Origin of the sequence: Vibrio sp. D3 (assembly GCF_043995865.1) — a bacterium.
Taxonomy (GTDB): domain Bacteria; phylum Pseudomonadota; class Gammaproteobacteria; order Enterobacterales; family Vibrionaceae; genus Vibrio; species Vibrio diabolicus.
Map to the genome: position 1 here is coordinate 821,645 of NZ_CP171887.1, position 23,616 is coordinate 845,260.

The window sequence follows — 23,616 nt, forward strand, 5'->3', positions numbered from 1 at the left end:
TAAATAAAGGCAGTAATTATGAAAAACATTTTTGCACTGAGTGCTCTTTCTCTCGCTTTCGCTTCTAGCGCTTTTGCTGGTTCTTCTTACGTAACAGGTAATGTTCAATTCCACGATGATGGTCGAATCCATGGTTCGGACGTTACGTCTACACTGGAAGCTGGTCATACTTTTGATAACCAATTCGGCGGCTTTACGGTTTACACCGAATTTGATGGTATTCAGTTGGGTAAACTGGAAACAGAAAACGGTGGCGCGGGTAACACAACACCAGCAATCACTGTGGGTGGTGAGCAGTCATTTAACATTACCGATCATTTATGGGTTGCAGCGGGTTACCAACACTTGTTCTCTGCTGGCGAGAACGTACAGTACCGTCCATTGGTTAAGATCGGTTACAACTTCGATAACGGTATCTCGCTAAGTAACCGTACTCGTGCGCATATTGATGCGACAGACGCAGATGCGGATACAGATTACCGCATGGATAACCGTATTGGTTACGTGATGAATGAAGATGTGACGCTAAGCTACAACAACGTCTACATGATTGAAGCGGAAACGATGGACCACGAACTTCGCGCAACGTGGACACGTAAAGGTGTTCAGCCTTACTTTGAGTTCCGTAGCCAAGCACACGGTGCAGAAAACGCAAGTGGTGATAGCCTAGTTAACAATGCGTTTGTATTTGGTGCTTCTTACGGCTTCTAATCTTATATCTGTCCATTAAGAAAAAGCCCAGCAATTGATTTGCTGGGCTTTCTTGTTATTTATCGTTGCCTTCGTGGTGGCTATATTCGAACACTTGGCCTTTTTCGTTAAAGGCGTAAACAGTGTAGCTGTCTTTTTTATCGCCATACTCCATACCAGGGGAGCCCATTGGCATGCCCGGTACCGAGAGCCCTTTTGCGTTACGTGGTGGATTTTCTAAGAATGCTTTAATGTCTTCGGCTGGAATGTGGCCTTCGAACACATAGCCGTTGATTTCTGCTGTGTGGCAAGAGTAAAGCTGTTCGTTCTTGATGCCTAGATCGCGTTTTATGGCGTTCATGTCATCGTGCAATTTCTCTTCGACCGTAAATCCGTTCTCTTCCATGTGTTTTGTCCATTCACCACAGCAGCCGCAGTATGGCGATTTGTGGTTAATGACATCAGCTGCCAATACGTTGGCGGATGCGGTCGCAAGCATTGCAAAGGTCAATAATTTCAACTTCATAATAGCCTCAAATATAAGTGGTTATTTTACTGAAAAAAGTCGTAGTCGATTTGCATTACTAACGACAGTAATAGATGACAGCGCCATTGCCGCACCTGCGACAACTGGGCTGAGCAAAAATCCAAATGCAGGATAAAGTACGCCTGCGGCAACAGGGATCCCCAGTGAGTTATAAACGAAGGCTCCAAATAGGTTTTGCTTCATGTTTTTAAGTGTAGCGCGCGACAGTTCAATCGCATGTACCACCGCCATTGGTGACGTGTTCAGGATGGTCATTTGCGAACTTTCAATGGCGACATCACTGCCGCTACCCATTGCAATACCAAGGTTGGCTAACGCGAGAGCAGGGGCGTCGTTAATGCCATCCCCCACCATTGCCACGACATGGCCTTGGGATTGAAGTTGCTCAATGTGCTGAGCTTTCTCATCTGGCATTACTTGAGCGATTACTTCATCAATACCAAGTTCTTGACCGATAGCGTTGGCTACGTGTTGGTTGTCACCCGTCAGCATTACCGTTTTGATGCCTTGCGATTTTAATGCAGAGAGAGCGTGTTTTGCATCTGATTTGATTGGGTCAGCAATGGCGATCAGGCCGACTAACTCACCATCGAGCGCAACGGCAACCGGAGTCCATGCGTTCTGAGCGCATTCGTCAATTGCATCCTGAAGAGCCTCTGTTGCAACGTTTTCCGCTTGCATAAATTGAAGCGAGCCAATAAGCAGCGGTTTACCTTGATACGTTGCCAAAATGCCGCGTCCACGAACGTTTTCAAATTTATCGAGAGTCACTTCTTGTGTGTCGTGCTGATTAGCAAAATCGCATACCGCTTTTGCTAGTGGGTGCTCTGACTGACGCTCGGCGGCGTACGCTAACCCCAACAGCTCTTCTTGGCTGGTGGTCTGAGTAAACACTTGCTGCACACTCGGTTTACCTTGGGTAAGCGTGCCTGTTTTATCGAACACAACCGTATCTATTTTACTCGCTAGCTGCAGGGCATCAGCATCTTTGATCAAAATGCCGAGTTCTGCGGCTTTACCCACTCCCACCGTGACAGAAAGTGGGGTTGCTAAGCCTAGAGCACAAGGGCAGGCGATGATAAGTACGGTTGTGGTGACCACCAGCATATAGCTCGCTTTTGGCTCTGGGCCAACGGCAAACCAAACAAGCGCGGCCAGTATTGCTATGCCTACAACGACAGGGACAAACACCGATGAAATCTGGTCTGCCAATTTCGCGATGGCAGGCTTACTGCTCTGAGCGCTGCGCACCATACGAATAATACGTGCGAGCATCGTATTAGCGCCGATTCCGGTAGCCTCTATAGTGAGAGAGCCGTCGGTATTCAATGTCCCTGCAGATACATGAGCCTCTTGTGCTTTTAATACAGGAACGGGTTCACCAGTTAGCATGGACTCATCGATATACGATTCACCATTGATTACCGTACCGTCGACGGGCACTTTCTCTCCCGGCTTGATACGTAACTTCATTCCTAGAGTGATTTCTTCTACCGCGATTTGTTTATCACCTTTCTCAGTGATGACGGTCGCTTGTTGAGGCTGTAAGTTCACCAAAGCCTGAAGCGAGCGAGTTGTATTTGCTTTCGCTTTGGCTTCTATATAGTGGCCAAGTGAAATCAAACCAATGATCATCGCGCTGGCTTCGAAGTAAACATGACGAGATGCCATTGGGAACCAATCTGGGAAAATTACCACAAGCATAGAATAGAACCACGCTGCGCCAGTACCAAGCGCAACTAAGGTATCCATCGTGGCGCGCTTGTGAGTGGCCGCTAACCAAGCGTTACTAAAGAACTGTTTTCCGGCAGTGGCAAGCAGCAGCAAACACACAATACCGATCGCGCCCCAAACCAATTGGTCATTGGTGTTGCGAATCATCATGTTGCCACCAGCAACACCCCAAATCATCAAAGGGGCACCCACAACAAGGCCAGCAATTGCATCCAACTTAAAGCGTTTCTGCTGTTGACGCTGTTGCTGCGCTTGCTTTTCTTGCTGTGTCGCGGCGTCTTGTAAAACCTCGCCTTGGTAACCCGCTTGTTTGACAGATTGCAAAATAGATTGATGTAACGAATCTGAGTCTTCAGTCACAAACACCAGTGCGCTTTGTTCTGCGAGGTTTACTTGAGCTTTTTCAACCCCTTGTACATTAGTAAGGGCTTTTTCTACTGATGCGACACAGCTTGCACAGGTCATACCTTGAATCAACATCTGTAGTTGAGCCGTGCCTGCTAGTTGCTCGTCAGGCGTTGCTTGGTCGCCTTTTTCGCTTTGATGTGTCTGGCTTTGGCGTTGATCGGGAGTGATTGCCTTTTGCTCTTCAGCAACTGAGTTATCAGTAACAGCGTTATTGTTGGCCGTATAGCCCAAGCTAGCAACTAGCTCAATGACTTGTTGCTCGGAGAGTAGGGTACGAATCTCTAAGTGCGTTGTTGAAGCCTCGAAAGAAATAACGTCTTGATGAGAGTCTAATAAAGACGAGAGTTTTTTCACGCAGCCGCCGCAGCTTAAGCCTGAAAGGTTTAACTCGTACTGATTTCCTGCTTGGTAACCAAGAGATTCAATTGATGAGACAAGCTCTTTGAGAGAGGACTCGGTTTTGACCTCGACTTGCGTTGGGGACAAAGTGAGGATCTCTACATCGTGATTCGCATGTAAAGCCTTCTCAACTTTTCTCGCACAGCCCATGCAGTTGAGCCCTGATAAAGGTATGACAAACTGATACATAATCTGCACCTCAATAATAGTGATACATTGAGCTTAAACCTTCCTGCAAGGGTAAGGTCAATACCCATTTTTTGTTCTCAACAATTTCGTCAAAATCGCTTGAATCACAAAAGTTCACTGCCATTTTACTTGCGAGTGATCTCAAGGTTTTTTCTCTCTGAATATAAAGTTCCGTTAAAACACCTAAAAGATGAATGAAGTCGCTCACGCTTTTAAGATGCTCTCAATGTCAGTTCAGTGTCAAGAAGTGCTTTTAACGTTTTTAACTTTTTATATTTGAACTTAATTATTTGATTATTAAGTATTTATATTGTTTTTGATCTTCTCATTTTGAAGTCGCTCAGATTGCTGTAGGGAAAGTTTTTTAGTGCGAAAAAAGTTTGTCATATTTGCCCCGTCCAAACATTGTTTCAAGTTCCTGCCATGTCCTAGTTAGCGAATTTGAAAATGGAAAAAACTAAAAAATATAGGGGTTAAAAATGTCTTACCTAAAGAAAAGCCTACTTGCTACGGCAATCACAGGCATGATGTTCAGTGGTGCTGCATTTGCTGATGGTGCAAACAGTGACGCAGCAAAAGAGTTCCTAACCAAAGATTCATTCTCTTATGAAGTTTACGGGATCATCGCGATGCAGGCCGCGTACCGCGATTACGATTCTGGCAACAAAGCAACGGACGATGATCTAGGTGGCATGCAGCTAAACAACGAATCTCGCATCGGTTTCCGTGGTAAAAAACAATTTGCTAACTTCGGCCCTACTTTTATTTGGCAAATCGAAGGTGGTTACGTTGACCCTAGCTTTGGCGGCGAGGGTGCAGGTCTTGGTGAACGTGACACATTCGTCGGTTTTGAAAGTGCATCTTGGGGTCAAGTTCGTTTAGGTCGTGTATTAACACCGATGTACGAATTAGTTGACTGGCCTGCATCTAACCCAGGTCTCGGTGACGTTTACGACTGGGGTGGTGCAATCGGTGGTGCTAAGTATCAAGACCGCCAATCAAACACCATTCGTTGGGACTCGCCAATGTATGCGGACAAATTCTCTCTAGATATCGCGGCAGGTGCAGGTGACAAAGCGGGTCTGGGTGAAGGTGATGATTACTGGGGTGGTATCGCAGCGCACTACAAAATTGGTCCAATTCAGTTAGATGCCGCATACGAGGGTAACCGTAACATTAAGATGGAAGGCCAAACGTGGGAAAACAACACATACTTGGTGGGTGCTCAAGGCTGGTTTGATAACGGTATTTCTTTCTTCGCGCAATACAAATACATGGAAGCTGACGCAAGCAACGGCGTGAGTGAGAAGCAAGACGCAATGTCTGCCGCTATCATGTACACCACTGGTGATTGGCAATACAAACTGGCTTACGCAGCTAACTTCGATCTAGAGCGTGACGGTAAGACCATTAACGATACAGCAGACGATGTACTATCTGCACAAGTTATGTACTTCGTAGACCCATCGGCAGTGCTTTACGTACGTGCTCGTACTCTAGACTTTGGCGACGGTGCATATCAACTGGATAAACCAACAGAAGCGCGTTGGAAATCTGCGGACTACGATGAGTTCTCTGTGGGTGTTGAATACTACTTCTAATAAAGAAGCAGCTAAAAGGGCGGAAACGCCCTTTTTGTCTTGATACTGATTCAAATAAGCCTTTGGAATGACGGGCCTGTAAGTTTCAGAGGCTTATCTAAATTAGTATAAAGTGAGAAACCACGATGAAAAAAACAACGACACTTCTCGGACTTTGCGCAATGCTTTCTGCGCCTGCTTTTGCTGCTCAACTGACTCTGCAAGCTGAACTGGTTCCTCGCGTTCTCAACGGTGAGTTCGTGTACCCTGAGTGGATTTCCAAAAATAACAGCATCGAGCTGAAGGACGGGGAAAATCAGTTGGCGGTGACGGTTGGACAAATTGTCTTTGAAGATGGCAAGCGCCGTAAGTTCGATTCGCAGCCACTGGTATTAGAGTTTGAAGCAGAAAAAGACGCCGAACTATCGCTGACTTACAAAGCGTTCCGTACCATCGAAGAAGCGAAAGCTTTCGAACTCGATCCAAAAGTGGTATTGAAAGACAAACACGGAAAAGAAGTGGCATTCTCTATGGTTCAACTTCGTAAAGGTGGCTTGCAAGGTTTTCGTGATTACGAGCGAGAAGTGGCTGACTATAACAATGCAATGAACAAAGAGTCGACCAAGGCAAGCATTGCGTCTTCTCCGGCGGAAACCAAAACAATCAAAGCATCGTTTAATGAGTTAAGCCGTGAAGAGCAGCAAGAATTTATGCAATGGGCGATGCGTAACCTGAAGTAATTTCGTTCTGCACTTTAACAGTAAATAGGAGGGCAGTACCTTTATTGGTGCTGCCCTGTTTGTATTTCTGGTGTCAAACCGATTGTAGAATTGACTTACGGTGGTAAAATGTCGCCACTTTTATCCTTGACATTACAACGAGAGATCTCTCGTTGCTCATTACCCCTAAGGAACTCAAATGACGGTTAAAACTCGTTTTGCTCCTAGCCCAACTGGCTATCTACACGTTGGTGGTGCGCGTACTGCACTTTACTCTTGGCTATACGCTAAAAACCAAGGTGGTGAATTCGTTCTACGTATCGAAGATACAGACCTTGAGCGTAACTCTCAGGAAGCGGTTGATGCAATTCTTGAAGGCATGGAATGGCTAGGCTTGGAGTGGGATGAAGGTCCTTACTACCAAACTCAACGTTTTGATCGTTACAACGAAATGGTTGATAAGCTGCTGGCAGAAGATAAAGCTTACAAATGTTACGCGTCTAAAGAGCTGCTAGATGAAATCCGTGCAGAGCAAGAAGCAAATAAAGAAATGCCTCGCTACGATGCTAACCATCCAAAAATCAAAGCAGCAAACGAAGCGGCAAAAGATGGCGATCCATGTGTTATCCGTTTCCGTAACCCGAAAGAAGGCAGCGTAGTATTTGATGATCAAATCCGTGGCCGTATCGAAATCCGCAACGATCAAATGGATGACCTAATCATTCGTCGTACTGACGGTTCACCTACTTACAACTTCTGTGTAGTAGTGGATGACTGGGACATGGGTATCACTCACGTTGTTCGTGGTGAAGACCACATCAACAATACGCCTCGTCAAATCAACATCTACGAAGCACTAGGTGCACCAGTACCAACGTTTGCGCACTGTGCAATGATCTTAGGTGATGACGGTGCGAAACTGTCGAAACGTCACGGCGCTGTATCGGTCATGCAATACCGCGATATGGGTTACTTGCCTGCAGCACTAAACAACTACCTAGTGCGTCTAGGTTGGTCTCATGGCGACCAAGAAATCTTCTCTCAAGAAGAGATGATCAACCTATTCAGCCTAAATGCAGTATCTAAGTCAGCGTCTGCCTTCAACACCGACAAACTGCAATGGTTGAACAACCATTACATCAAGAACTCAGACCCAGCATACGTTGCAGAGCACCTACAATGGCACCTAGATCAACAAAAACTAGACGTAACGAATGGTCCTGCTATCACTGACGTGATCAAGCTAGTGGGTGAGCGTTGCAACACGCTGGTTGAGCTAGCTGAGCAAATCCGTTACTTCTACGAAGATTTCTCTGAGTTTGAAGCGGGCGCAGCGAAGAAACACTTACGCGGTGTGGCTAAAGAGCCTCTAGAGCTTGCTCTAGCGAAAGCTGAAGCACTGACCGAGTGGACAACAGCAAACATCAAAGATGGCGTTATCGCAGCAGTCTGTGAAGAGCTAGAAATTGGCATGGGCAAAATCGGTATGCCATTACGTGTTGCTGTAACAGGCGGCGGTCAGTCTCCTTCTGTAGATGCAGTAATGGAACTGGTTGGCAAAGAGCGTTGTGTTGCTCGTATTAAGATGGCGCTTGAGTTCATTGCTGAGCGTGAAGCAAACGCATAATTGCTTTGAACTAAAGGTTCTTTTGAATAAATAGTCACAAAGCCGCGGTAAACACCCGCGGCTTTTTTGTATCTGAATCCTAGATAATGAGAAACCTTCTCATATGTCGGTGAAGGATGTGGTATTTAGGACCGTAATTCACCTAGGTATGGATAAGATTTTTTAATCCAAATATCGTTGGCATGAATAAAAAATGAGCGATTATATATCAAATATCTGATTGATTTTTATCCACCTTCCTTAAAGTTCCATTTTTGTTGTCTCATTTTTAAGAAAAAACTTTGCTTAATTTGTAGTGTTCCAGAAAATAAAGCAAACGTTTGCGTCGTGATTGTGTGGGGATTTTTTTGCTTAAGATCACATGTTGTTGAGATTTTTGATGACAATAAATTGACAGAATTGGGATTTTTCTCGCGATTTCTTAGCGTTATAGTTCACCCCGTCAGTGATACCGAGATGGCGATATGTATCACTGAACAGGAAATGTACGTAAGTAGCTTCCATAAAAAAAATGCATGTGCATAAAAAGAAGCTGACTAAGTATCTCACTCAAGGAATGAATAAAAAGAATTGAAATACAACGTCAGTCAGACGGCGCATTTCGGCATCTAACAAAAGAACTTCTTTAGAGGAATCAATAATGAAAAAATTAGCAGCGGTAATTTCAGCGTCTCTACTTATGGCTTCAGCAGCACAAGCAGAAGTATACGTTGGTGGTAAGATGGGTAAGTCATGGATGGAAGACGCGTGTGTAGCGGGCCAGGCTTGTGACAAAGACGACTCTACTCTTGGCGCTTTTGTTGGTTACGAAATGAATAAATACTTCGCAGTAGAAGCAGGTTTCGACAACATCGGTGATTTTAACCAAACTTCTTTCGGTGGCCATGTAGAAGCAATCACTCTTGCACCTAAATTCAGCCTACCAATCACTGAAGACATCGCACTTTACGGTAAAGTGGGTGGCGCTTACGTAATGTTTGATGGTAAAGATGATTACTCTTACCTAGGCGCAGCTGGCCTTGAGTTCAACCTAAGCCAAAACGTAACTGCTCGCGCGGAATACCAAACTCTGACTGATATCAGCAACGATGTAACTCGTGCGACAGGTAACACAGCAACACTGGGTGTTTCTTTCAAATTCGGTGGCAACGATGAGCCAGTAATCGTAGAAGAGCCAGTTGTTGTTGAAGAAGTGGTTGTAGAAGAAGTGGTAGAAGAGCCAGTAGTTGTAACGAAAACATTCGAAACTCAAACAATCGGCACTGGTAGCTTCGATCTAAACAGCACAACTCTAAAACCAGAGAGCGCTGCAAAACTTGATAACCTAGTTGCTTTCCTAAACGAGCACCCACAAGCGAACGTTGAAGTTGTAGGTTACACAGATACTTCTGGCCCAGCAGCTTACAACCTAAAAGTTTCTGAGAAACGCGCTGAATCTGTAGCTAACGCACTCGTTGAAAAAGGCATTGATTCATCACGTATTCAAGCGCGTGGCGAAGGTGAAAACAACCCAATCGCTTCAAACGACACTCGTGAAGGTCGTCAGCAAAACCGTCGCGTAGAAATCGTTGTTCCAGAGTTTGAATACCAAGTTCAGCAATAAGCTCCTATCCGACCGTAGTATAGAAGACTGAAGCTGAAAGCCCCAAAGAGTTCGCTCTTTGGGGCTTTTTCATTTCTATTTGAAACGGACTGAAAAGCTAAAAACGGTAAACATCACTTGAGGTCAATGCTGTTTAAGCGCCCCATGAATGTTAGGATTTCCAAGTTGTCTTTATGTGCTTCTAACAACGCTTTTTTGGTTTGCATGTAGGCGGCAAGCTTGCCGTATTTACTAATAGAGCGAACCACCGTTTTGTATTTGTAGTCACCGTCATCATTGAACTCTCGCCACTTAGCGATGTAACACGTATCTCGGTTATCTGGGTTTTCAAGAGTGGGGTTAGGCTTGTGAACAATTTTTGGCTCAACGCTGTGTGGGAGTCTGGTCATGAGGTAAGGATCCTTCAAAAGACGTCGCCAAAATTTGCCCCACATTTGCCGGCCTAATTCGTTTCTCAGCTTAATGGCTTTTTGTAAGCCTTTCTTTTCTCCAATACGAACAAACCCAACCGAGCGGTGCAGTACCGTGTCCTCGGGGGTATGGATATGAATCTTAAAGGCAGTCTTGCCTTTAGAAATAAAGCGGTGTCCAGTGTTAGTTATTAAATTGCTCTTAGACATAGTGCTAACTAATAATTTTATTAATAGCTAAAAGGGTAAGCAAAACTCATAGATAATTAAAGTAATAAAATACAAAACTGTAAATAGGGCTTGTTGAAATGATTTCAAGGGGAAGAGATCGGATCAGTAAAAGGTTTTATCTCGTCGAGTAAAGGAGCGAGGCGATCATATTGATTACTGAAGAAATTGTTTCACTCGTTACTTGGAAACGCTCTGTGAAGCTCGAAATAGTGGATACAAAAAAGCCTTAGCTCAAGTGGGAGCTAAGGCTATGATATGGCGCCCCCAGTAGGATTCGAACCTACGACCTGTCCCTTAGGAGGGGACTGCGCTATCCAGCTGTGCCATGGGGGCGTAATACCAATAGTTGCAGTTCATTGAACCGTTTTACTGAATGCAAACCTAGCAACTTTGTTTAGGTCTTTATCAGTATCACTTTGAACGACTCACTACGGTCATTGGTATAATCAAATAAGATGCGCTGCCTATGATATTCAAAAGTGAGCATATCTCAAGACTTAATGTTTGCTTTTATAGGATCTTGTTCATTACGTCGCCAATTTGAACACTAGACGCTAAATTTGGCTGATCAATCGTCAGCTCGGCTTCGTGTTCGTATATACGAGATACCGTCAATGTAATTTCACTTTGCGATACTTTATTTCTTGGTAATCCGTTTTGGTCGATAAATGATGCGGTGTGCCAAAGTTGCAATTTGTCTCCCTCTTTTACGCCATGCATACGGCCGAGATCCATCGTTACCGTATTGCCGAAGACTGCGACGACCTCTGGCAGCGTAATTTTGCAAGACAGCTCTGACTCTAGATCCAGCATTATATTGCGACTAACGCGTAGCATCATCTCGCCATAGGTCGACGCCCAAAAGCGCGCACTGCGAGTATCTACTTGGCTCGTTTTGGCAAAGGGCCAACGCGCCACTTCACGGTAGGCTTTGTTGAAGACTTCATGGCCAGTTTTACCATCAAATACTTTCATCTCTAACGCAAACTGACGATTGATGATGTCATCTTGCAGTAGTTGAGATTCGACCGTCGCAGTGAGATCGGTAATGACTCCCCCAATGATGTATTGTGCGCCGTTGTCTTGCGCGATCATTTGAGTACGAGCGGGATAGTTACTGCTAATTGAATAGTCCGTTGTACCCACAGATACAAAGCTGCGAGAGGTTTGATCCAACTGGCGATTCACCACGCGGCTAAAATCGTCACCCACTTGGTAAATCTGTCCCATCACCGCTTGTTGTGGTGAGGCAACCTCAATATTGCCGACAAGGAGCGTCTTTTTGTATTGATCGGTGTGGCAACCCGTTGCCGATGGATAAATATCGACGCGAATTTTTACCTCGACTTTACCTCTACGTTTACGTTCAGACTCGACCAAAATGTAACGGACTTCATGGTTGGTAAACTGGTACTCGTTACGGCTTTCTTCTAATAGCGGCATCAAATTGCTAATACTGCCAATATCTGCGCCCGAAAAATTGACGGCTTTGAACAGAGCGTCTTCCAACGCATGGAGCCTTGCCGTCTCTTCTGAAGAAACGATAGTGGCAACGCCTGTTACTTCATACCAAGATGCCATTACTTTAAAAGGCACAAGCATCACTAAAGTGATTGAAAACAGACTGTTTAATATTTTTTTCATTGATTACAACCGTTCGGGTATAAATATTGCTTTAACAATTTCAGTGAAGTTTGGTGGATTTTTCTTCGTTAGGCAAACAAAGAAAAGCAAAGACTGTTCCAATATTCACTTTCTTAGAAAGGAATTAATCAAGAACGGTATCACCTAAGATTATCTGGAGAATCAAACCATGAAAAAGTGGCTTGTCGCCGCATCGATGATGACGCTTCTGACATCGTGCGCGTACTCACCGATTTACAATGGTAAAGAACCGTACTCGGGAAGCCAGTTCATGCTGATGGATAGTCCACGTCATACGATGGACTTTTTCATTGAAAGCATGACCGAAGACCTGATGGTTTCTAATGTGGCGGTATCTGCGCGGACACCGATTGCAATTACCTCGTTTGTTGATCTACAAAATATGGATGCAACAAACTGGTTAGGTAACTCGGTTTCGGAAGGTTTTATCCATCAGTTCCAGCGCCGAGGGTTTAAAGTGGTTGATTTCAAAACTACGGGCTCTATCCAAGTGACGCAGCAGGGCGATTTTGCTTTAAGCCGTGATTGGCAAGATCTGGCGCAAGAGCAACAAATTCAGTATGTACTGACTGGCACGATGCTGCGCCAAGAGGGCGGAGTGCTGGTCAATGCACGTGTGGTCGGTATGCAGAGCCGTGTGGTTGTAGCAACGGCGCAGGGTTTCCTTCCGGCTGACCGTATTGGTCGTGACTTAGATACGTTAAACAGTATCCGTACGCAAGATGGCGTGTTGATTCGCTCAGACCCAACCATTCGTCAGCCGTACACTGTGATTCTGCGTCCATAGGATAGAAGCATGAAGAAGTTATTATTTATTATTACCACACTGGTATTGGTGGGGTGTCAGCCACTACAACAGATGCGTCAAGATGAAATCTTAGTCGCAGTGGGTTATGCGAGTGTCAGTGAGCAAACAGGTCGTACTGTTGAAGAGAAGCGTGTACGAGCGATGCGCGCATCAAAAATTGATGCATACCGTGAGCTGGCAGAACAAGTGTATGGTATGCGTGTTAGTGGACGTGCAGAACTGCAAGACCAGCGTTTAGGTATTGAGAGCACTACAGGCGCGGTTGATGGTGTGATTCGCGGTGCAGAAGTTGTGCGTAGTTATCTTGTTGAAGACAGTTACGTTACAGAGTTGCGTCTTGATATTCGTAAAATGGATAAGCTACGTGATTACGGAGAAGTTCAACAGGTGCCTGAGAAGCGTCAACAAACCTTGTTCTAATGCCCTAAGCGCATTACTTCAGAAGACCAGATAATCTTTCCCGCGGCTGATTGGCAACAATGAGTCGCTTTTTTATATCTACATTCTAGAGGTGGTGGGGCAGGAGTGACGTTTAGGCTTTTATATTGGTGCCAAGTGTCGAAATAGTATGGGTTTTGCCACCGGCATTGTAGGTCATGCCCACTTTGCCATGAGTTCGCTGAAGCATGTTATTGAGTTTATTGAAACTCAGCTGTGCGCGACTAAGCGATTCACCATTTACTTTGTTGACTTGTTGACAGTCGAGGACGATCGATTGGATTTGAGCAACAACCTGACTTAGGTGCTCATCTTCAGTAAGTTGATTGACGTGCGGGTGAGAGGCGATTCGCTGATCAGTTGTTCTGAGCTGATCAATGAGCGTCATCTTCTGTTTGGCAATGTTCTCAATCTCGGTAGAGACACGCGCCGTTATTGCTTGTGTTTCTTGGCGTAAAACAGCGGAAAGTGCCTTAGCATTTTCTAGCTGGAAATTAACGAGATCGACTAATGCTGCCATAAAATACTTACCTTCGGCCTAAGTCAGTTAGCTTTTGCCTTGCAATTCGTTTTCAAACTTAATCATGTTGTCAGCCAATTTTTCAGGATCGACTTTGTATGAACCGTTTGTGATAGCTTCTTTGATTGCTGCAACTTTGGCGCTGTCATATGCCGGAGAAGCTGCCATATCCTTCTGGAGTTTACTGACGGCTTTACTTTGCTGGCTGAGTGATACAGCGTCTTGTTGTGCGGGTGCTTTTTTCGATTCAGTCGTGCTGGTAGCATTGGAATCGTTACGCGCAGGTGCACGACTTGTCGTCGTCATCATTTGCCCTGAACGTATATTATCTATACCTGCCATGTTTAACCTTTGCCTTGTATCGTAATACTGGTATCCAGACTATCGACCAGTGCAAAAATAACTTTAGTCATTTTTTGCATTTTTATTGATCAGTTTAAACACGCTACCAGTCGGTGTTAAAAATTAACAGTGATTTCCGCAATGCCAGTCACTATGCCTTCTATTATACGCTGTGACTTATCATTTTTCACTCTTACTTGATCGCCAGCCGCACCATCTTGCAATGCTGTGCCTTGCGTGGTGATTGTCATGCCAGAATTCACCGCTTTAATTGTGACCTTTTCATTCCGGCAAACGACACAGACATCATTACGCTCAACAACATCACCTAAGCGAACGTTGCGTTTTAGCTTTGCGCCAACCACTTGATCGTAGTTAGAAAAGCCATCTTTGCGAAAGCGCTGCAGCTCGATCATAGAAGTGGTGACATCCGATGCGCTGACGATTTCTCCTCTCCCTAGTGTTCGTGTTGCGACGATCATTGGCACCGATACAGAGATCCTTACAGGCACATAGACTTTCCAGTCATCAGGTGGGCATTCCACTAGAACATTGATGTTGCTTCGAGTACTGCTGGTGGAAGAAGCTGACGTATCTAGGGGCACTGGGCAATCCGTTGCTTTTATTCTCGAGTCGATATCTGCCGCATTAACAGATAGCTCGCCACCATCAGGCTGATCAACTGTAGCAAGAATATGTTGTTCTGCTGCCGTTTTTATTTGCTCGATCTGATTATCTGAAGCTGAATGAACAAAAAAGCTAAACATACTGAGCAAAATGCCGATAGACTTAGCGTACTTTGTAATTAGCGCTCTACATATTGTCATAGTCAATGGTGTCGAAGTGAAAGTGAAATACGCCATACTGTCTCCCTGGTATCGTGCTTGCCAGTGGTAGAGTATCATTTAAAAACAAAAAGTTTGAGATGGAGATGAGCATATGACGGGGATTCTTGACTCGGTGAATCAGCGTACGCAACTCGTCGGTCAGAACCGATTGGAATTATTGACCTTTCGACTGATGGGCCGACAGCGCTACGGCATTAACGTATTCAAAGTGAAAGAAGTACTGCAGTGCCCTAAGCTGACTTCAATGCCAAATCTACACCCGCTGGTAAAAGGTATCGCTCATATCCGCGGCCATACCGTGTCCGTTATTGATTTGAGCCTGGCAATTGGTGGCCGCCCAACCACTGATCTGGATAAATGTTTTGTTGTTATCGCAGAATTTAACCGTACGATCCAAGCATTTTTGGTATCATCGGTTGAGCGTATTATCAATATGCATTGGGAAGCGATTTTGCCACCGCCAGACGGTGCGGGTAAAGCGCACTACTTGACCGCAGTGACAAACATCGACAACGAGCTGGTTGAAATCCTTGACGTTGAAAAAATCCTGGCAGAGATTGCGCCGGTTGATGAAACGATGGATTCCGCTATCGGTGAAGAAATCGCGCAAGCAGAACAAGAAAAGCCTATTGTACGCCGTATATTGATTGCTGATGACTCGACTGTCGCGCGTAAACAGGTAGAGCGTGCGATTACATCAATCGGTTTCGAGGTCGTATCTGTCAAAGATGGCAAAGAAGCGTACAATAAGTTGATTGAAATGGCTCAAGAAGGCAATATCTACGATCAAATTTCGTTGGTTATTTCCGATATTGAAATGCCAGAAATGGACGGCTATACCTTAACGGCTGAAATTCGCAGACATGCCGATTTGAAAGACCTTTATGTTATCCTCCATTCTTCATTAAGTGGTGTATTCAACCAGGCTATGGTTGAGCGTGTAGGTGCCAATACCTTCATTGCGAAATTTAACCCAGATGAATTGGGTAACGCGGTTAAATCTGCATTAACACAATAAAAGAGACATTAATGACTGCTATTACAATCAGTGATCAAGAGTATCGTGACTTTAGCCGTTTTCTAGAATCGCAATGTGGCATCGTGTTAGGTGATAGCAAGCAATACCTTGTGCGTAGCCGACTGAGTCCTTTAGTGACGAAGTTTAAGCTCGCATCGTTATCAGATTTGCTACGTGATGTTGTTACAGGGCGCAATCGTGAATTACGAGTGGCCGCTGTGGACGCGATGACGACTAACGAAACCTTGTGGTTTCGAGATACTTATCCGTTCACAGTTTTAGCTGACAAATTATTGCCAGAAGTAGCGGCAAGCAAGCGCCCAATCAAGATCTGGTCTGCAGCCAGTTCATCGGGCCAAGAGCCGTATTCTATTGCAATGACGATTCTGGAAACGCAACAGCGCAAGCCGGGTTTGTTACCAAACGTGTCTATTACAGCAACAGACATTTCAGCAAGTATGCTCGAAATGTGTCGTGCAGGTGTGTATGACAATTTGGCTCTAGGGCGCGGACTTTCACCAGAACGTCGCCGCACCTTCTTTGAGGATGCGGACGGTGGCCGTATGAAAGTCAAAGACAACGTCAAACGTTTGGTGAACTTTCGTCCACAAAACTTGATGGACAGTTATGCACTGATGGGTAAGTTCGACATTATTTTTTGTCGCAACGTGCTGATTTACTTCTCACCGGAAATGAAATCAAAAGTGCTTAACCAAATGGCGAGCAGCTTAAACCCAGGTGGTTATCTGCTGTTAGGGGCATCAGAGTCGCTAACTGGTCTGACTGATAAATTTGAAATGGTGCGCTGTAATCCGGGTATCATTTACAAGCTTAAATAGCGGTATCTCTTCATTGATAAAAAGCCTGACCTCGTGTCAGGCTTTTTTTGTTTGCTGGTTTCCTGCCTTCGAGTGTTTCCACGTTTTCACTTGCTAAATTGAAGCGCGATTTTGCTTTGTTCCCTCATCACGGTGTATCTTTATTAAGTGAACAAGGTGAAACGACATGACATTCCAGTCACTTTGGCTCACTTATTGCTATTCCAATGGGTGATAGCTATTAAGTAGATAGAGCGCTTTATGTTTTTGGCATGCTAATTGCTTTTTGGTTATCAATCACGGTCAGTTCTTAATTGTAGAGGCAAACATGGCTATATCTTTTGACAATGCACTAGGCATCCACCAGCACACGGTGGGCGTACGTGAGCGCAATGCTGAGGTGATTTCCACCAACATTGCACAAGCCAACACGCCTGGTTACAAAGCAAGAGGTTTAGACTTTGCGAAGGAATTACAAGCGGCAACATCTGGGGCAAGCATTGGTCTTAGTCGTACGGATGGTCGGCATATTCCTGCCACTACAACGTTGGTCGGGGACAAGCTATATCGTCTTCCTACGCAACCTGATACGGGTGATGGCAACACGGTTGATTTGGATTTAGAGCGTAACTTGTTTATGCAAAACCAAATCAGACACCAAGCATCACTCGACTTTCTAGGCAGCAAATTCAAGAACTTAACCAAAGCAATCAAAGGGGAATAATTTAGATGAGCTTATTTAACGTTTTCAATGTGACAGGTTCCGCAATGAGCGCTGAATCCGTTCGTCTGAACACTACCTCAAGCAACTTGGCGAACGCCGACAGTGTCAGCAGCTCTGCGAAAGACACTTATAAAGCGCGCCATGCTGTGTTTGGTGCTGAGTTAAGTAACGCCATGCGTGGCGGTGATACGGTGCCAGTGAAAGTGATGGGTATTGTAGAAAGCGATAAACCGCTGAGTGCGGAGTACAACCCAGACCATCCCCTTGCAAACGAAGAAGGCTACATCTACAAGCCGAACGTGAATGTAATGGAAGAAATGGCGAACATGATTTCAGCTTCTCGCGCATACCAAACTAATGTGCAAGTGGCTGATTCTAGTAAACAAATGCTGCTGCGTACGCTGCAGATGGGTCAATAAGGATAAGGAGGTAGCGTATGGCCGGAATTAACAACGTTGGTCAAAGCGGCTTGTCCTATATCGACCAGCTTAAAAGTCTACAAGAGAGTAACAAGAAGACGGAAGAGAGCACGGGTAAGCAGGACCTAAAGCAGGAAGACTTCTTATCATTGCTCACGAAGCAATTGTCTCAACAGGACCCTTTTAAGCCGGTAAGTAATGACCAGATGATTGCGCAAATGGCTTCATTTGCGACCGTTGATGGCATCGGCAAGATGAATACTCAGTTTGAGAGTTTGAACTCGTCAATGACATCAAACCAAGCGTTACAAGCTTCCTCTTTGGTAGGGCGTGACGTATTGGTCCCAGGAGCGGCAGGTGTGAAGCAGGACGACGCGCCAATGGCGGCAATGGTTAAGCTTTCACAATCTATCGATAATCTGTTTGTTCGTGTAGAGGATGAAGCTGGCCAACTGGTTCGTACTTTTGAGGTAGGGGCGAAACCAGCCGGCGACACGCGTGTGCTTTGGGACGGTAAAGATGAAAGCGGAAATCCACTGCCTGCTGGCAAATACAAAGTGAAAGCGTCTGGCTTGGTTGAAGGGGAGTCGCAAGAGTTCCCAGTATCGACGTATGCCAACGTAAACAGTGTATTGCTCGGCAAAGGTGACGGAAACGTATTACTCAATCTGGCTGGTTTTGAATCGCCAGTTCGACTTGCAGAAGTATTGGAAGTTGGCAAAGCGTAGTCATAGCTCGCTAGATTAGGAGATTTTGGAATGTCATATGTATCTTTAAGCGGTTTGTCCGCCGCACAACTGGATTTGAACACCACCAGTAACAACATTGCGAACGCCAACACGTACGGCTTTAAAGAGTCCCGAGCTGAGTTTGCTGATGTTTACTCTAACTCTTTATTTACTAACGCAAAAACCACGCCGGGTGGTGGTGCGCAAGCAAGCCAAGTGGCGCAGCAGTTCCATGAAGGCTCAAGCATTTACACCAACAACCCAATGGATCTGCGTGTTTCGGGTACAGGTTTCTTCGCCGTGGCGAAGGAGCGTTTGACTCCCCAACAGAATGAACTGACACGTAATGGTGCATTCCATTTAAATAAAGAAAACTACATGGTGACCGCGAACGATGAGTTCTTATTAGGTTACCAAGTGGATCCAAGCTCTGGTGAGGTTTCTTCATACGAGCCACAACCTATCAATATTCCTGCTGAATTTGGTAAGCCAAAGCAAACAGCAAACATTGAAGTGGGCGTGAACTTGCCAGCTAACGGCGATTTGAAAGATCCGACTCAGTTTGATTTTTCAGACCCAGATACATACAACCGTTCAACCTCTTCGACTATTTATGACTCGATGGGTCAGTCTTACAAGCTAACGACGTACTACTTGAAAGATCAGACTCAGCCAAACACGTGGAACACTTACTACACCGTGACAGATAAAGAAGGCGAAAAGCCTTTAAATGTTGCGGCAGGTGATGCACAAACGCCAACAGGCCATGTGGGTCATACCATGAAGTTCAACAACGATGGTACGTTGGCGAGCTTGAACAATGGTCAGCCAATTACGTCTGTGGCATTAGGCGATCCGGCGACGAACACGACACCAGTCGATATGAATGGTGCCGATCCTGCGCAGACGCTTAACTTCGGTTTAGGCTCGGCAACACAGTTTGCTGCTCCGTTCGAACTGACTAAGTTCGATGAAGACGGTGCAACAACGGGTTTCCTAACCAAAGTTGACTTCGATGAAAACGGCAGCGTAATGGGGACTTACTCAAACGGTGAAAACGTCACATTGGGTCGTGTCGCGCTAGTACGTGTTCCAAACGAGCAAGGTCTGGATAAGAAGGGCGGTACGCAATGGGATTCAACTCAGTTCTCTGGTGACAAGATTTGGGGTGAATCTAACAAAGGCTCTTTTGGCACCATCAACAACGGTATGCTGGAACAGTCAAACATTGATATGACGCAGGAGCTGGTGGACCTGATTTCTGCTCAGCGTAACTTCCAAGCAAACTCACGTTCGCTAGAAGTGCACAACCAGCTACAACAAAATATCCTGCAGATCCGATAATCTGCATCATCAAGTTAGGCGAGCTTTCGCCGCTTGGCTTGATAACATCATGACATTCATCTGATGCTTAGCCTGAAAATACCTCAGTTCAGGTTAAGCATGCTTTGATCTCTGATTTGCCGCCGTTGCCGCCATGTGGATCAAAACCTTGCCCCTTGTTGCAGTTTTCTGCCACTGAAACCCCTCTTAATCTTTTGTTTCTTATTTAAATATTTGATAAATAAGCTCATTTTATGTTGGCATAACTATTGCTTTTACTCCGTGTACAGAGAAGTTTTTGGAGTAATTTATGGATCGCGCACTGTTTCTCGCAATGAGTGGGGCCAAGCAAAATATGCAGGCACTACAATTGCGTGCTAATAACTTGGCTAACGTAAGCACGACAGGGTTTCGTGCGGATTTAGCGCAGGCTCGCTCAATGCAGGCTTATGGTGAAGGCCATCCTTCACGTGTGTTCAGCATGACAGAGCGTCCAGGGCATAACTTTGCTCAAGGTAGCGTGATTACAACAGGGCGTGATCTGGATGTGACTATTGAAGGCAGCGGCTGGATATCGGTACTCGATCACACGGGTAAAGAAGGGTTGACCCGTAACGGTAACCTAAAAGTCGATCAAAATGGCATGCTTACCAACGCAAGTGGTCATTTGGTGCTGGGTGAAAACGATGCGCCGATTACTTTGCCTATTCCTCTCTCCAAAATTGAAATTGGTCGTGATGGCACCATCTCTGTGCTTCCTCAAGGTGCCCCGGCGGAAGAATTCCAAGCGGTTGATCGCATCAAGCTTGTTAAGCCTAATGATCAAAGCTTATTTAAAGACACCAATGGCTTATTTCGCCATAAAACTCCAAACCAACCTTACGAAGCAGACGCTACTGTTAGCCTCCAGACAGGAGCGATTGAAGGCAGTAACGTGAATGCCGTAGGTGAAATGACAGCATTGATTGACTTACAGCGTCAGTTTGAAATGCAAGTCAAGATGATGAGCACAGCTGAAGAAATGGATAAATCTTCAGATTCACTGCTTCGTATGAGTTAACTGAGTTAGAGGTTCACTATGCATCCAGCACTATGGGTAAGTAAAACAGGTCTAGACGCCCAGCAAACCAACATTGCCACGATTTCGAACAACTTGGCGAACGCCTCTACTGTCGGCTACAAAAAGAGCCGTGCGGTATTCGAAGATTTGTTCTATCAGAACATCAACCAGCCTGGCGGCCAATCATCTCAGAACACTGAGCTTCCGAGTGGCTTGATGCTAGGTGCGGGTTCTAAAGTGGTTGCGACGCAAAAAGTGCACACGCATGGTAATGCGCAGACAACGACCAACGCACTGGACATGATGGTTGAAGGCGACGGCTTCTTCCAAGTGACGTTGCCGGATGGCAACATCGGTTACACCCGTAACGGTCAGTTCACGTTAAATGGTGAAGGCACGTTAGTCACGTCGGGTTCTGGCTACCCTGTAGAACCTGAAATTGTGATTCCAGAAGATGCGATTTCTATCACTGTCGGTACGGATGGTGAAGTATCGGTTCGAGTCCGTGGTCAGCAAGACAACCAAGTCGTTGGTCAGCTAACCATTACAGACTTTGTTAACCCAGGAGGCCTAGAGCCAATTGGCCAGAACCTTTACTTACCAACGGGTGCCAGTGGTGATCCACAAGAAGGTGTTCCTGGTTTGGACGGTTTGGGTGAAATCCGTCAATCCATGCTGGAAGCGTCTAACGTGAATGTAACGGAAGAGTTGGTCAACATGATCGAAGCCCAGCGCGTTTACGAAATGAACTCAAAAGTGATCTCGTCAGTCGATAAGATGATGAGCTTCGTTAACCAGCAGTTATAACGGTTAAGAGCAAGAATTGAGGAGCTCACGATGAAACGTATTTGTCTACTTGCTTTGATTGCCACGATGTCGGGTTGTGCCATGTTAGAGCCGATTGAAACGGATGAAGTGACACAAGCAACGACAGTGGTTGACGCGGTAGAAGGCGATAAATCGAAAGAAGAGAGCAGCGGTATCGTGGATACACTGCGTGGCAGAAGCGATCCGGTTGCGGGTGATCCTGCATGGGCTCCGATTCATCCGAAAAAGAAACCTGAGCATTATGCTGCTGCAACAGGCTCACTGTTTAGCGCCGAGCACATTACCGATCTTTACGACGATTCCAAGCCACGTGGTATTGGCGACATTATTACCGTGACACTGGATGAGACTACCAGCGCCACGAAAAGCGCCAATGCCGATTTATCGAAAACCAATGAAGCGCAAATGGACCCGCTTCAAGTGGGCGGAGAAGAGCTGCAAATTGGTGGCAAATACAATTTCTCTTATGACTTAAATAACTCAAACTCATTTGCGGGTGACTCTTCTGCTAAGCAGAGTAACAGCATCAGTGGTTACATCACTGTTGAGGTGATTGAAGTACTGGCAAACGGCAACCTCGTGATCCGCGGTGAGAAGTGGATGACGCTAAATACGGGTGATGAGTACATACGTTTAAGTGGCACTATTCGTCCGGATGACATTAGTTTCGACAACACCATTGCATCAAATCGCGTTTCTAACGCAAGAATTCAGTATTCTGGCACCGGTGTACAACAAGATATGCAAGAGCCGGGTTTCTTGGCACGATTCTTTAATGTAGCGCTATAACACGCCGTGCTGACGGCAATTTGACTGCAAGAGATAAGTAAGCATGAAAAAACTCCTTTTAATACTGATGAGCGTTGCTCTGTTTTCTACCGCTGCCCAAGCTGCACGTATCAAAGACGTCGCGCAAGTGGCAGGTGTACGAAGCAACCAACTCGTGGGTTATGGTTTGGTTTCAGGCTTACCTGGCACAGGCGAAGCGAACCCGTTTACGGAGCAAAGTTTCGCCGCTATGCTGCAAAACTTCGGCATTCAGATGCCGCCGGGCACAAAGCCAAAAATTAAAAACGTTGCTGCAGTCATGGTAACGGCAGAGTTGCCGCCTTTCTCTAAACCGGGTCAGCAAGTAGACGTGACAGTCTCTTCCATCGGAAGTGCCAAAAGTTTGCGTGGTGGTACGCTACTACAAACCTTCTTGAAAGGCTTAGACGGTCAAGTTTACGCGGTTGCTCAAGGTAACTTAGTAGTGAGCGGTTTCAGTGCTGAAGGTGCTGACGGTTCCAAAATCGTAGGTAACAATCCAACCGTTGGTCTTATCTCTAGTGGTGCGACAGTAGAGCGCGAAATTCCAAACCCATTTGGTCGTGGCGATTACATCACGTTCAACTTGCTTGAGTCAGACTTCACAACGGCTCAACGTATGGCGGATGCGGTAAACAACTTCCTTGGCCCACAAATGGCGAGTGCAGTAGACGCGACGTCGGTACGTGTACGTGCCCCTCGTGATGTCAGCCAGCGTGTGGCGTTCTTATCGGCAATTGAAAACCTAGAATTCGACCCAGCAGATGGCGCAGCCAAAATCATCGTTAACTCTCGCACGGGTACCATCGTAGTTGGTAAACATGTTCGCCTTAAACCTGCTGCGGTAACCCATGGCGGAATGACGGTCGCAATCAAAGAAAACCTGAATGTTAGCCAACCTAACGGCTTTTCTGGTGGGCAAACCGTTGTCGTGCCAGACTCGGATATCGAAGTCAGCGAAGAACAGGGCAAGATGTTTAAGTTCGAGCCAGGCTTAACGTTGGATGATTTGGTCCGTGCCGTTAACCAAGTCGGCGCAGCGCCGTCGGATTTGATGGCTATCTTGCAAGCATTGAAACAAGCTGGTGCCATTGAAGGCCAGTTGATCATCATTTAATGGTTAGGAGGTAGGT

Annotated in this window: 24 protein-coding genes and 1 tRNA gene; 17 read left to right on the forward strand and 8 right to left on the reverse strand. The window is 45.7% G+C overall.

Features of this window, described 5'->3' with window-relative positions; translation table 11 throughout:
• Positions 1–18: 18 nt before the first annotated feature.
• On the forward strand, positions 19–711 hold the full coding sequence (locus ACHFJ9_RS11885) for an oligogalacturonate-specific porin KdgM family protein (protein ID WP_005382004.1): 693 nt from the start codon (positions 19–21) through the stop codon (positions 709–711).
• 55 nt (positions 712–766) lie between these two features.
• Here the strand turns inward: ACHFJ9_RS11885 and ACHFJ9_RS11890 are convergent, their stop codons facing one another.
• Both ACHFJ9_RS11890 and ACHFJ9_RS11895 read right to left on the reverse strand, forming a co-directional pair.
• Entirely contained in the window at positions 767–1,216 is a 450-nt protein-coding gene (locus tag ACHFJ9_RS11890; protein ID WP_012842060.1) for a DUF411 domain-containing protein, read from the reverse strand.
• A gap of 21 nt (positions 1,217–1,237) precedes the next feature.
• Complete coding sequence (locus ACHFJ9_RS11895) at positions 1,238–3,967, reverse strand: copper-translocating P-type ATPase (RefSeq protein WP_395356911.1); 2,730 nt, start codon at positions 3,965–3,967, stop codon at positions 1,238–1,240.
• Positions 3,968–4,446: 479 nt separating this feature from the next.
• Between ACHFJ9_RS11895 and chiP the strand changes: the two genes are divergently transcribed.
• The 4 genes from chiP (at position 4,447) to ACHFJ9_RS11915 (ending at position 9,496) form a co-directional block, all read left to right on the forward strand.
• Complete coding sequence (gene chiP / locus ACHFJ9_RS11900; RefSeq protein WP_006743034.1) at positions 4,447–5,568, forward strand: chitoporin; 1,122 nt, start codon at positions 4,447–4,449, stop codon at positions 5,566–5,568.
• A gap of 125 nt (positions 5,569–5,693) precedes the next feature.
• Positions 5,694–6,287 (forward strand): DUF2057 domain-containing protein, encoded by a 594-nt coding sequence (locus ACHFJ9_RS11905; protein ID WP_012842058.1) that lies wholly within the window; start codon positions 5,694–5,696, stop codon positions 6,285–6,287.
• A 178-nt stretch (positions 6,288–6,465) separates the two neighbouring features.
• Positions 6,466–7,893 (forward strand): glutamate--tRNA ligase, encoded by a 1,428-nt coding sequence (gene gltX, locus ACHFJ9_RS11910; protein ID WP_046874282.1) that lies wholly within the window; start codon positions 6,466–6,468, stop codon positions 7,891–7,893.
• 640 nt (positions 7,894–8,533) lie between these two features.
• Entirely contained in the window at positions 8,534–9,496 is a 963-nt protein-coding gene (locus ACHFJ9_RS11915; protein ID WP_006743033.1) for an OmpA family protein, read from the forward strand.
• A gap of 113 nt (positions 9,497–9,609) precedes the next feature.
• Here ACHFJ9_RS11915 and ACHFJ9_RS11920 read toward each other — a convergent pair whose 3' ends face one another.
• The 3 genes from ACHFJ9_RS11920 to ACHFJ9_RS11930 form a co-directional block, all read right to left on the reverse strand.
• The gene (locus tag ACHFJ9_RS11920) at positions 9,610–10,116 is read right to left on the reverse strand and encodes a hypothetical protein (RefSeq protein WP_031780328.1); all 507 of its coding nucleotides are present in this window, start codon (positions 10,114–10,116) and stop codon (positions 9,610–9,612) included.
• A 277-nt stretch (positions 10,117–10,393) separates the two neighbouring features.
• Positions 10,394–10,470: transfer RNA gene (locus ACHFJ9_RS11925), tRNA-Arg, on the reverse strand.
• Positions 10,471–10,647: 177 nt separating this feature from the next.
• Complete coding sequence (locus ACHFJ9_RS11930) at positions 10,648–11,781, reverse strand: flagellar assembly protein FlgT (RefSeq protein WP_167426815.1); 1,134 nt, start codon at positions 11,779–11,781, stop codon at positions 10,648–10,650.
• A gap of 169 nt (positions 11,782–11,950) precedes the next feature.
• Here ACHFJ9_RS11930 and ACHFJ9_RS11935 point away from each other — a divergent pair, with 169 nt between their 5' ends.
• Positions 11,951–12,589, forward strand: coding sequence for a FlgO family outer membrane protein (locus tag ACHFJ9_RS11935; protein WP_005382013.1), 639 nt, complete (start codon positions 11,951–11,953; stop codon positions 12,587–12,589).
• 9 nt (positions 12,590–12,598) lie between these two features.
• Positions 12,599–13,030 carry a flagellar assembly lipoprotein FlgP gene (flgP, locus tag ACHFJ9_RS11940; protein ID WP_053807681.1) on the forward strand — a complete coding sequence of 144 codons (432 nt, stop codon included), beginning with the start codon at positions 12,599–12,601 and terminating at the stop codon, positions 13,028–13,030.
• A gap of 112 nt (positions 13,031–13,142) precedes the next feature.
• Here the strand turns inward: flgP and ACHFJ9_RS11945 are convergent, their stop codons facing one another.
• The 3 genes from ACHFJ9_RS11945 to flgA all read right to left on the reverse strand — a co-directional run bounded on the left by ACHFJ9_RS11945 (position 13,143) and on the right by flgA (position 14,773).
• The gene (locus tag ACHFJ9_RS11945) at positions 13,143–13,568 is read right to left on the reverse strand and encodes a flagella synthesis protein FlgN (RefSeq protein WP_012842057.1); all 426 of its coding nucleotides are present in this window, start codon (positions 13,566–13,568) and stop codon (positions 13,143–13,145) included.
• 27 nt (positions 13,569–13,595) lie between these two features.
• The gene (gene flgM, locus ACHFJ9_RS11950) at positions 13,596–13,910 is read right to left on the reverse strand and encodes a flagellar biosynthesis anti-sigma factor FlgM (RefSeq protein WP_005382018.1); all 315 of its coding nucleotides are present in this window, start codon (positions 13,908–13,910) and stop codon (positions 13,596–13,598) included.
• Between the two features lie 116 nt (positions 13,911–14,026).
• On the reverse strand, positions 14,027–14,773 hold the full coding sequence (flgA, locus tag ACHFJ9_RS11955; RefSeq protein ID WP_005393139.1) for a flagellar basal body P-ring formation chaperone FlgA: 747 nt from the start codon (positions 14,771–14,773) through the stop codon (positions 14,027–14,029).
• 76 nt (positions 14,774–14,849) lie between these two features.
• Between flgA and ACHFJ9_RS11960 the strand changes: the two genes are divergently transcribed.
• From ACHFJ9_RS11960 to ACHFJ9_RS12005, 10 genes are all read left to right on the forward strand, one after another.
• A complete protein-coding gene (locus tag ACHFJ9_RS11960) occupies positions 14,850–15,776 on the forward strand; it encodes a chemotaxis protein CheV (RefSeq protein WP_005382022.1) in 927 nt (308 codons plus the stop codon).
• Positions 15,777–15,787: 11 nt separating this feature from the next.
• The gene (locus ACHFJ9_RS11965; RefSeq protein WP_005393137.1) at positions 15,788–16,615 is read left to right on the forward strand and encodes a protein-glutamate O-methyltransferase; all 828 of its coding nucleotides are present in this window, start codon (positions 15,788–15,790) and stop codon (positions 16,613–16,615) included.
• A gap of 307 nt (positions 16,616–16,922) precedes the next feature.
• Positions 16,923–17,318, forward strand: a complete 396-nt coding sequence (gene flgB / locus ACHFJ9_RS11970) for a flagellar basal body rod protein FlgB (RefSeq protein ID WP_005382026.1) — start codon at positions 16,923–16,925, stop codon at positions 17,316–17,318.
• 5 nt (positions 17,319–17,323) lie between these two features.
• Positions 17,324–17,737, forward strand: coding sequence for a flagellar basal body rod protein FlgC (gene flgC / locus ACHFJ9_RS11975; protein WP_005393132.1), 414 nt, complete (start codon positions 17,324–17,326; stop codon positions 17,735–17,737).
• 17 nt (positions 17,738–17,754) lie between these two features.
• The gene (gene flgD / locus ACHFJ9_RS11980; protein ID WP_005393125.1) at positions 17,755–18,465 is read left to right on the forward strand and encodes a flagellar hook assembly protein FlgD; all 711 of its coding nucleotides are present in this window, start codon (positions 17,755–17,757) and stop codon (positions 18,463–18,465) included.
• Positions 18,466–18,495: 30 nt separating this feature from the next.
• Entirely contained in the window at positions 18,496–19,809 is a 1,314-nt protein-coding gene (flgE, locus tag ACHFJ9_RS11985; RefSeq protein WP_005393123.1) for a flagellar hook protein FlgE, read from the forward strand.
• 289 nt (positions 19,810–20,098) lie between these two features.
• On the forward strand, positions 20,099–20,848 hold the full coding sequence (flgF, locus tag ACHFJ9_RS11990) for a flagellar basal-body rod protein FlgF (protein WP_005382031.1): 750 nt from the start codon (positions 20,099–20,101) through the stop codon (positions 20,846–20,848).
• 18 nt (positions 20,849–20,866) lie between these two features.
• A complete protein-coding gene (gene flgG / locus ACHFJ9_RS11995) occupies positions 20,867–21,655 on the forward strand; it encodes a flagellar basal-body rod protein FlgG (protein ID WP_005382032.1) in 789 nt (262 codons plus the stop codon).
• A 30-nt stretch (positions 21,656–21,685) separates the two neighbouring features.
• Positions 21,686–22,465 carry a flagellar basal body L-ring protein FlgH gene (gene flgH, locus ACHFJ9_RS12000; protein WP_006743029.1) on the forward strand — a complete coding sequence of 260 codons (780 nt, stop codon included), beginning with the start codon at positions 21,686–21,688 and terminating at the stop codon, positions 22,463–22,465.
• A gap of 43 nt (positions 22,466–22,508) precedes the next feature.
• A complete protein-coding gene (locus ACHFJ9_RS12005) occupies positions 22,509–23,600 on the forward strand; it encodes a flagellar basal body P-ring protein FlgI (protein WP_006743028.1) in 1,092 nt (363 codons plus the stop codon).
• Positions 23,601–23,616 lie beyond the last annotated feature (16 nt).

Excerpts from the sequence above, each read along its gene's own strand:
- flgD (WP_005393125.1), top strand. The coding sequence starts at position 17,755 with ATGGCCGGAATTAACAACGTTGGTCAAAGCGGCTTGTCCTATATCGAC.
- ACHFJ9_RS11895 (WP_395356911.1), bottom strand. The coding sequence starts at position 3,967 with ATGTATCAGTTTGTCATACCTTTATCAGGGCTCAACTGCATGGGCTGT.
- ACHFJ9_RS11885 (WP_005382004.1), top strand. The coding sequence starts at position 19 with ATGAAAAACATTTTTGCACTGAGTGCTCTTTCTCTCGCTTTCGCTTCT.
- flgP (WP_053807681.1), top strand. The coding sequence starts at position 12,599 with ATGAAGAAGTTATTATTTATTATTACCACACTGGTATTGGTGGGGTGT.
- ACHFJ9_RS11965 (WP_005393137.1), top strand. The coding sequence starts at position 15,788 with ATGACTGCTATTACAATCAGTGATCAAGAGTATCGTGACTTTAGCCGT.
- gltX (WP_046874282.1), top strand. The coding sequence starts at position 6,466 with ATGACGGTTAAAACTCGTTTTGCTCCTAGCCCAACTGGCTATCTACAC.
- ACHFJ9_RS11905 (WP_012842058.1), top strand. The coding sequence starts at position 5,694 with ATGAAAAAAACAACGACACTTCTCGGACTTTGCGCAATGCTTTCTGCG.
- flgC (WP_005393132.1), top strand. The coding sequence starts at position 17,324 with ATGAGCTTATTTAACGTTTTCAATGTGACAGGTTCCGCAATGAGCGCT.
- ACHFJ9_RS11945 (WP_012842057.1), bottom strand. The coding sequence starts at position 13,568 with ATGGCAGCATTAGTCGATCTCGTTAATTTCCAGCTAGAAAATGCTAAG.
- ACHFJ9_RS11920 (WP_031780328.1), bottom strand. The coding sequence starts at position 10,116 with ATGTCTAAGAGCAATTTAATAACTAACACTGGACACCGCTTTATTTCT.
- flgG (WP_005382032.1), top strand. The coding sequence starts at position 20,867 with ATGCATCCAGCACTATGGGTAAGTAAAACAGGTCTAGACGCCCAGCAA.
- flgM (WP_005382018.1), bottom strand. The coding sequence starts at position 13,910 with ATGGCAGGTATAGATAATATACGTTCAGGGCAAATGATGACGACGACA.
- ACHFJ9_RS11935 (WP_005382013.1), top strand. The coding sequence starts at position 11,951 with ATGAAAAAGTGGCTTGTCGCCGCATCGATGATGACGCTTCTGACATCG.
- ACHFJ9_RS11930 (WP_167426815.1), bottom strand. The coding sequence starts at position 11,781 with ATGAAAAAAATATTAAACAGTCTGTTTTCAATCACTTTAGTGATGCTT.
- flgF (WP_005382031.1), top strand. The coding sequence starts at position 20,099 with ATGGATCGCGCACTGTTTCTCGCAATGAGTGGGGCCAAGCAAAATATG.
- ACHFJ9_RS11915 (WP_006743033.1), top strand. The coding sequence starts at position 8,534 with ATGAAAAAATTAGCAGCGGTAATTTCAGCGTCTCTACTTATGGCTTCA.
- ACHFJ9_RS11890 (WP_012842060.1), bottom strand. The coding sequence starts at position 1,216 with ATGAAGTTGAAATTATTGACCTTTGCAATGCTTGCGACCGCATCCGCC.
- flgH (WP_006743029.1), top strand. The coding sequence starts at position 21,686 with ATGAAACGTATTTGTCTACTTGCTTTGATTGCCACGATGTCGGGTTGT.
- ACHFJ9_RS11960 (WP_005382022.1), top strand. The coding sequence starts at position 14,850 with ATGACGGGGATTCTTGACTCGGTGAATCAGCGTACGCAACTCGTCGGT.
- chiP (WP_006743034.1), top strand. The coding sequence starts at position 4,447 with ATGTCTTACCTAAAGAAAAGCCTACTTGCTACGGCAATCACAGGCATG.
- flgE (WP_005393123.1), top strand. The coding sequence starts at position 18,496 with ATGTCATATGTATCTTTAAGCGGTTTGTCCGCCGCACAACTGGATTTG.
- flgA (WP_005393139.1), bottom strand. The coding sequence starts at position 14,773 with ATGGCGTATTTCACTTTCACTTCGACACCATTGACTATGACAATATGT.
- flgB (WP_005382026.1), top strand. The coding sequence starts at position 16,923 with ATGGCTATATCTTTTGACAATGCACTAGGCATCCACCAGCACACGGTG.
- ACHFJ9_RS12005 (WP_006743028.1), top strand. The coding sequence starts at position 22,509 with ATGAAAAAACTCCTTTTAATACTGATGAGCGTTGCTCTGTTTTCTACC.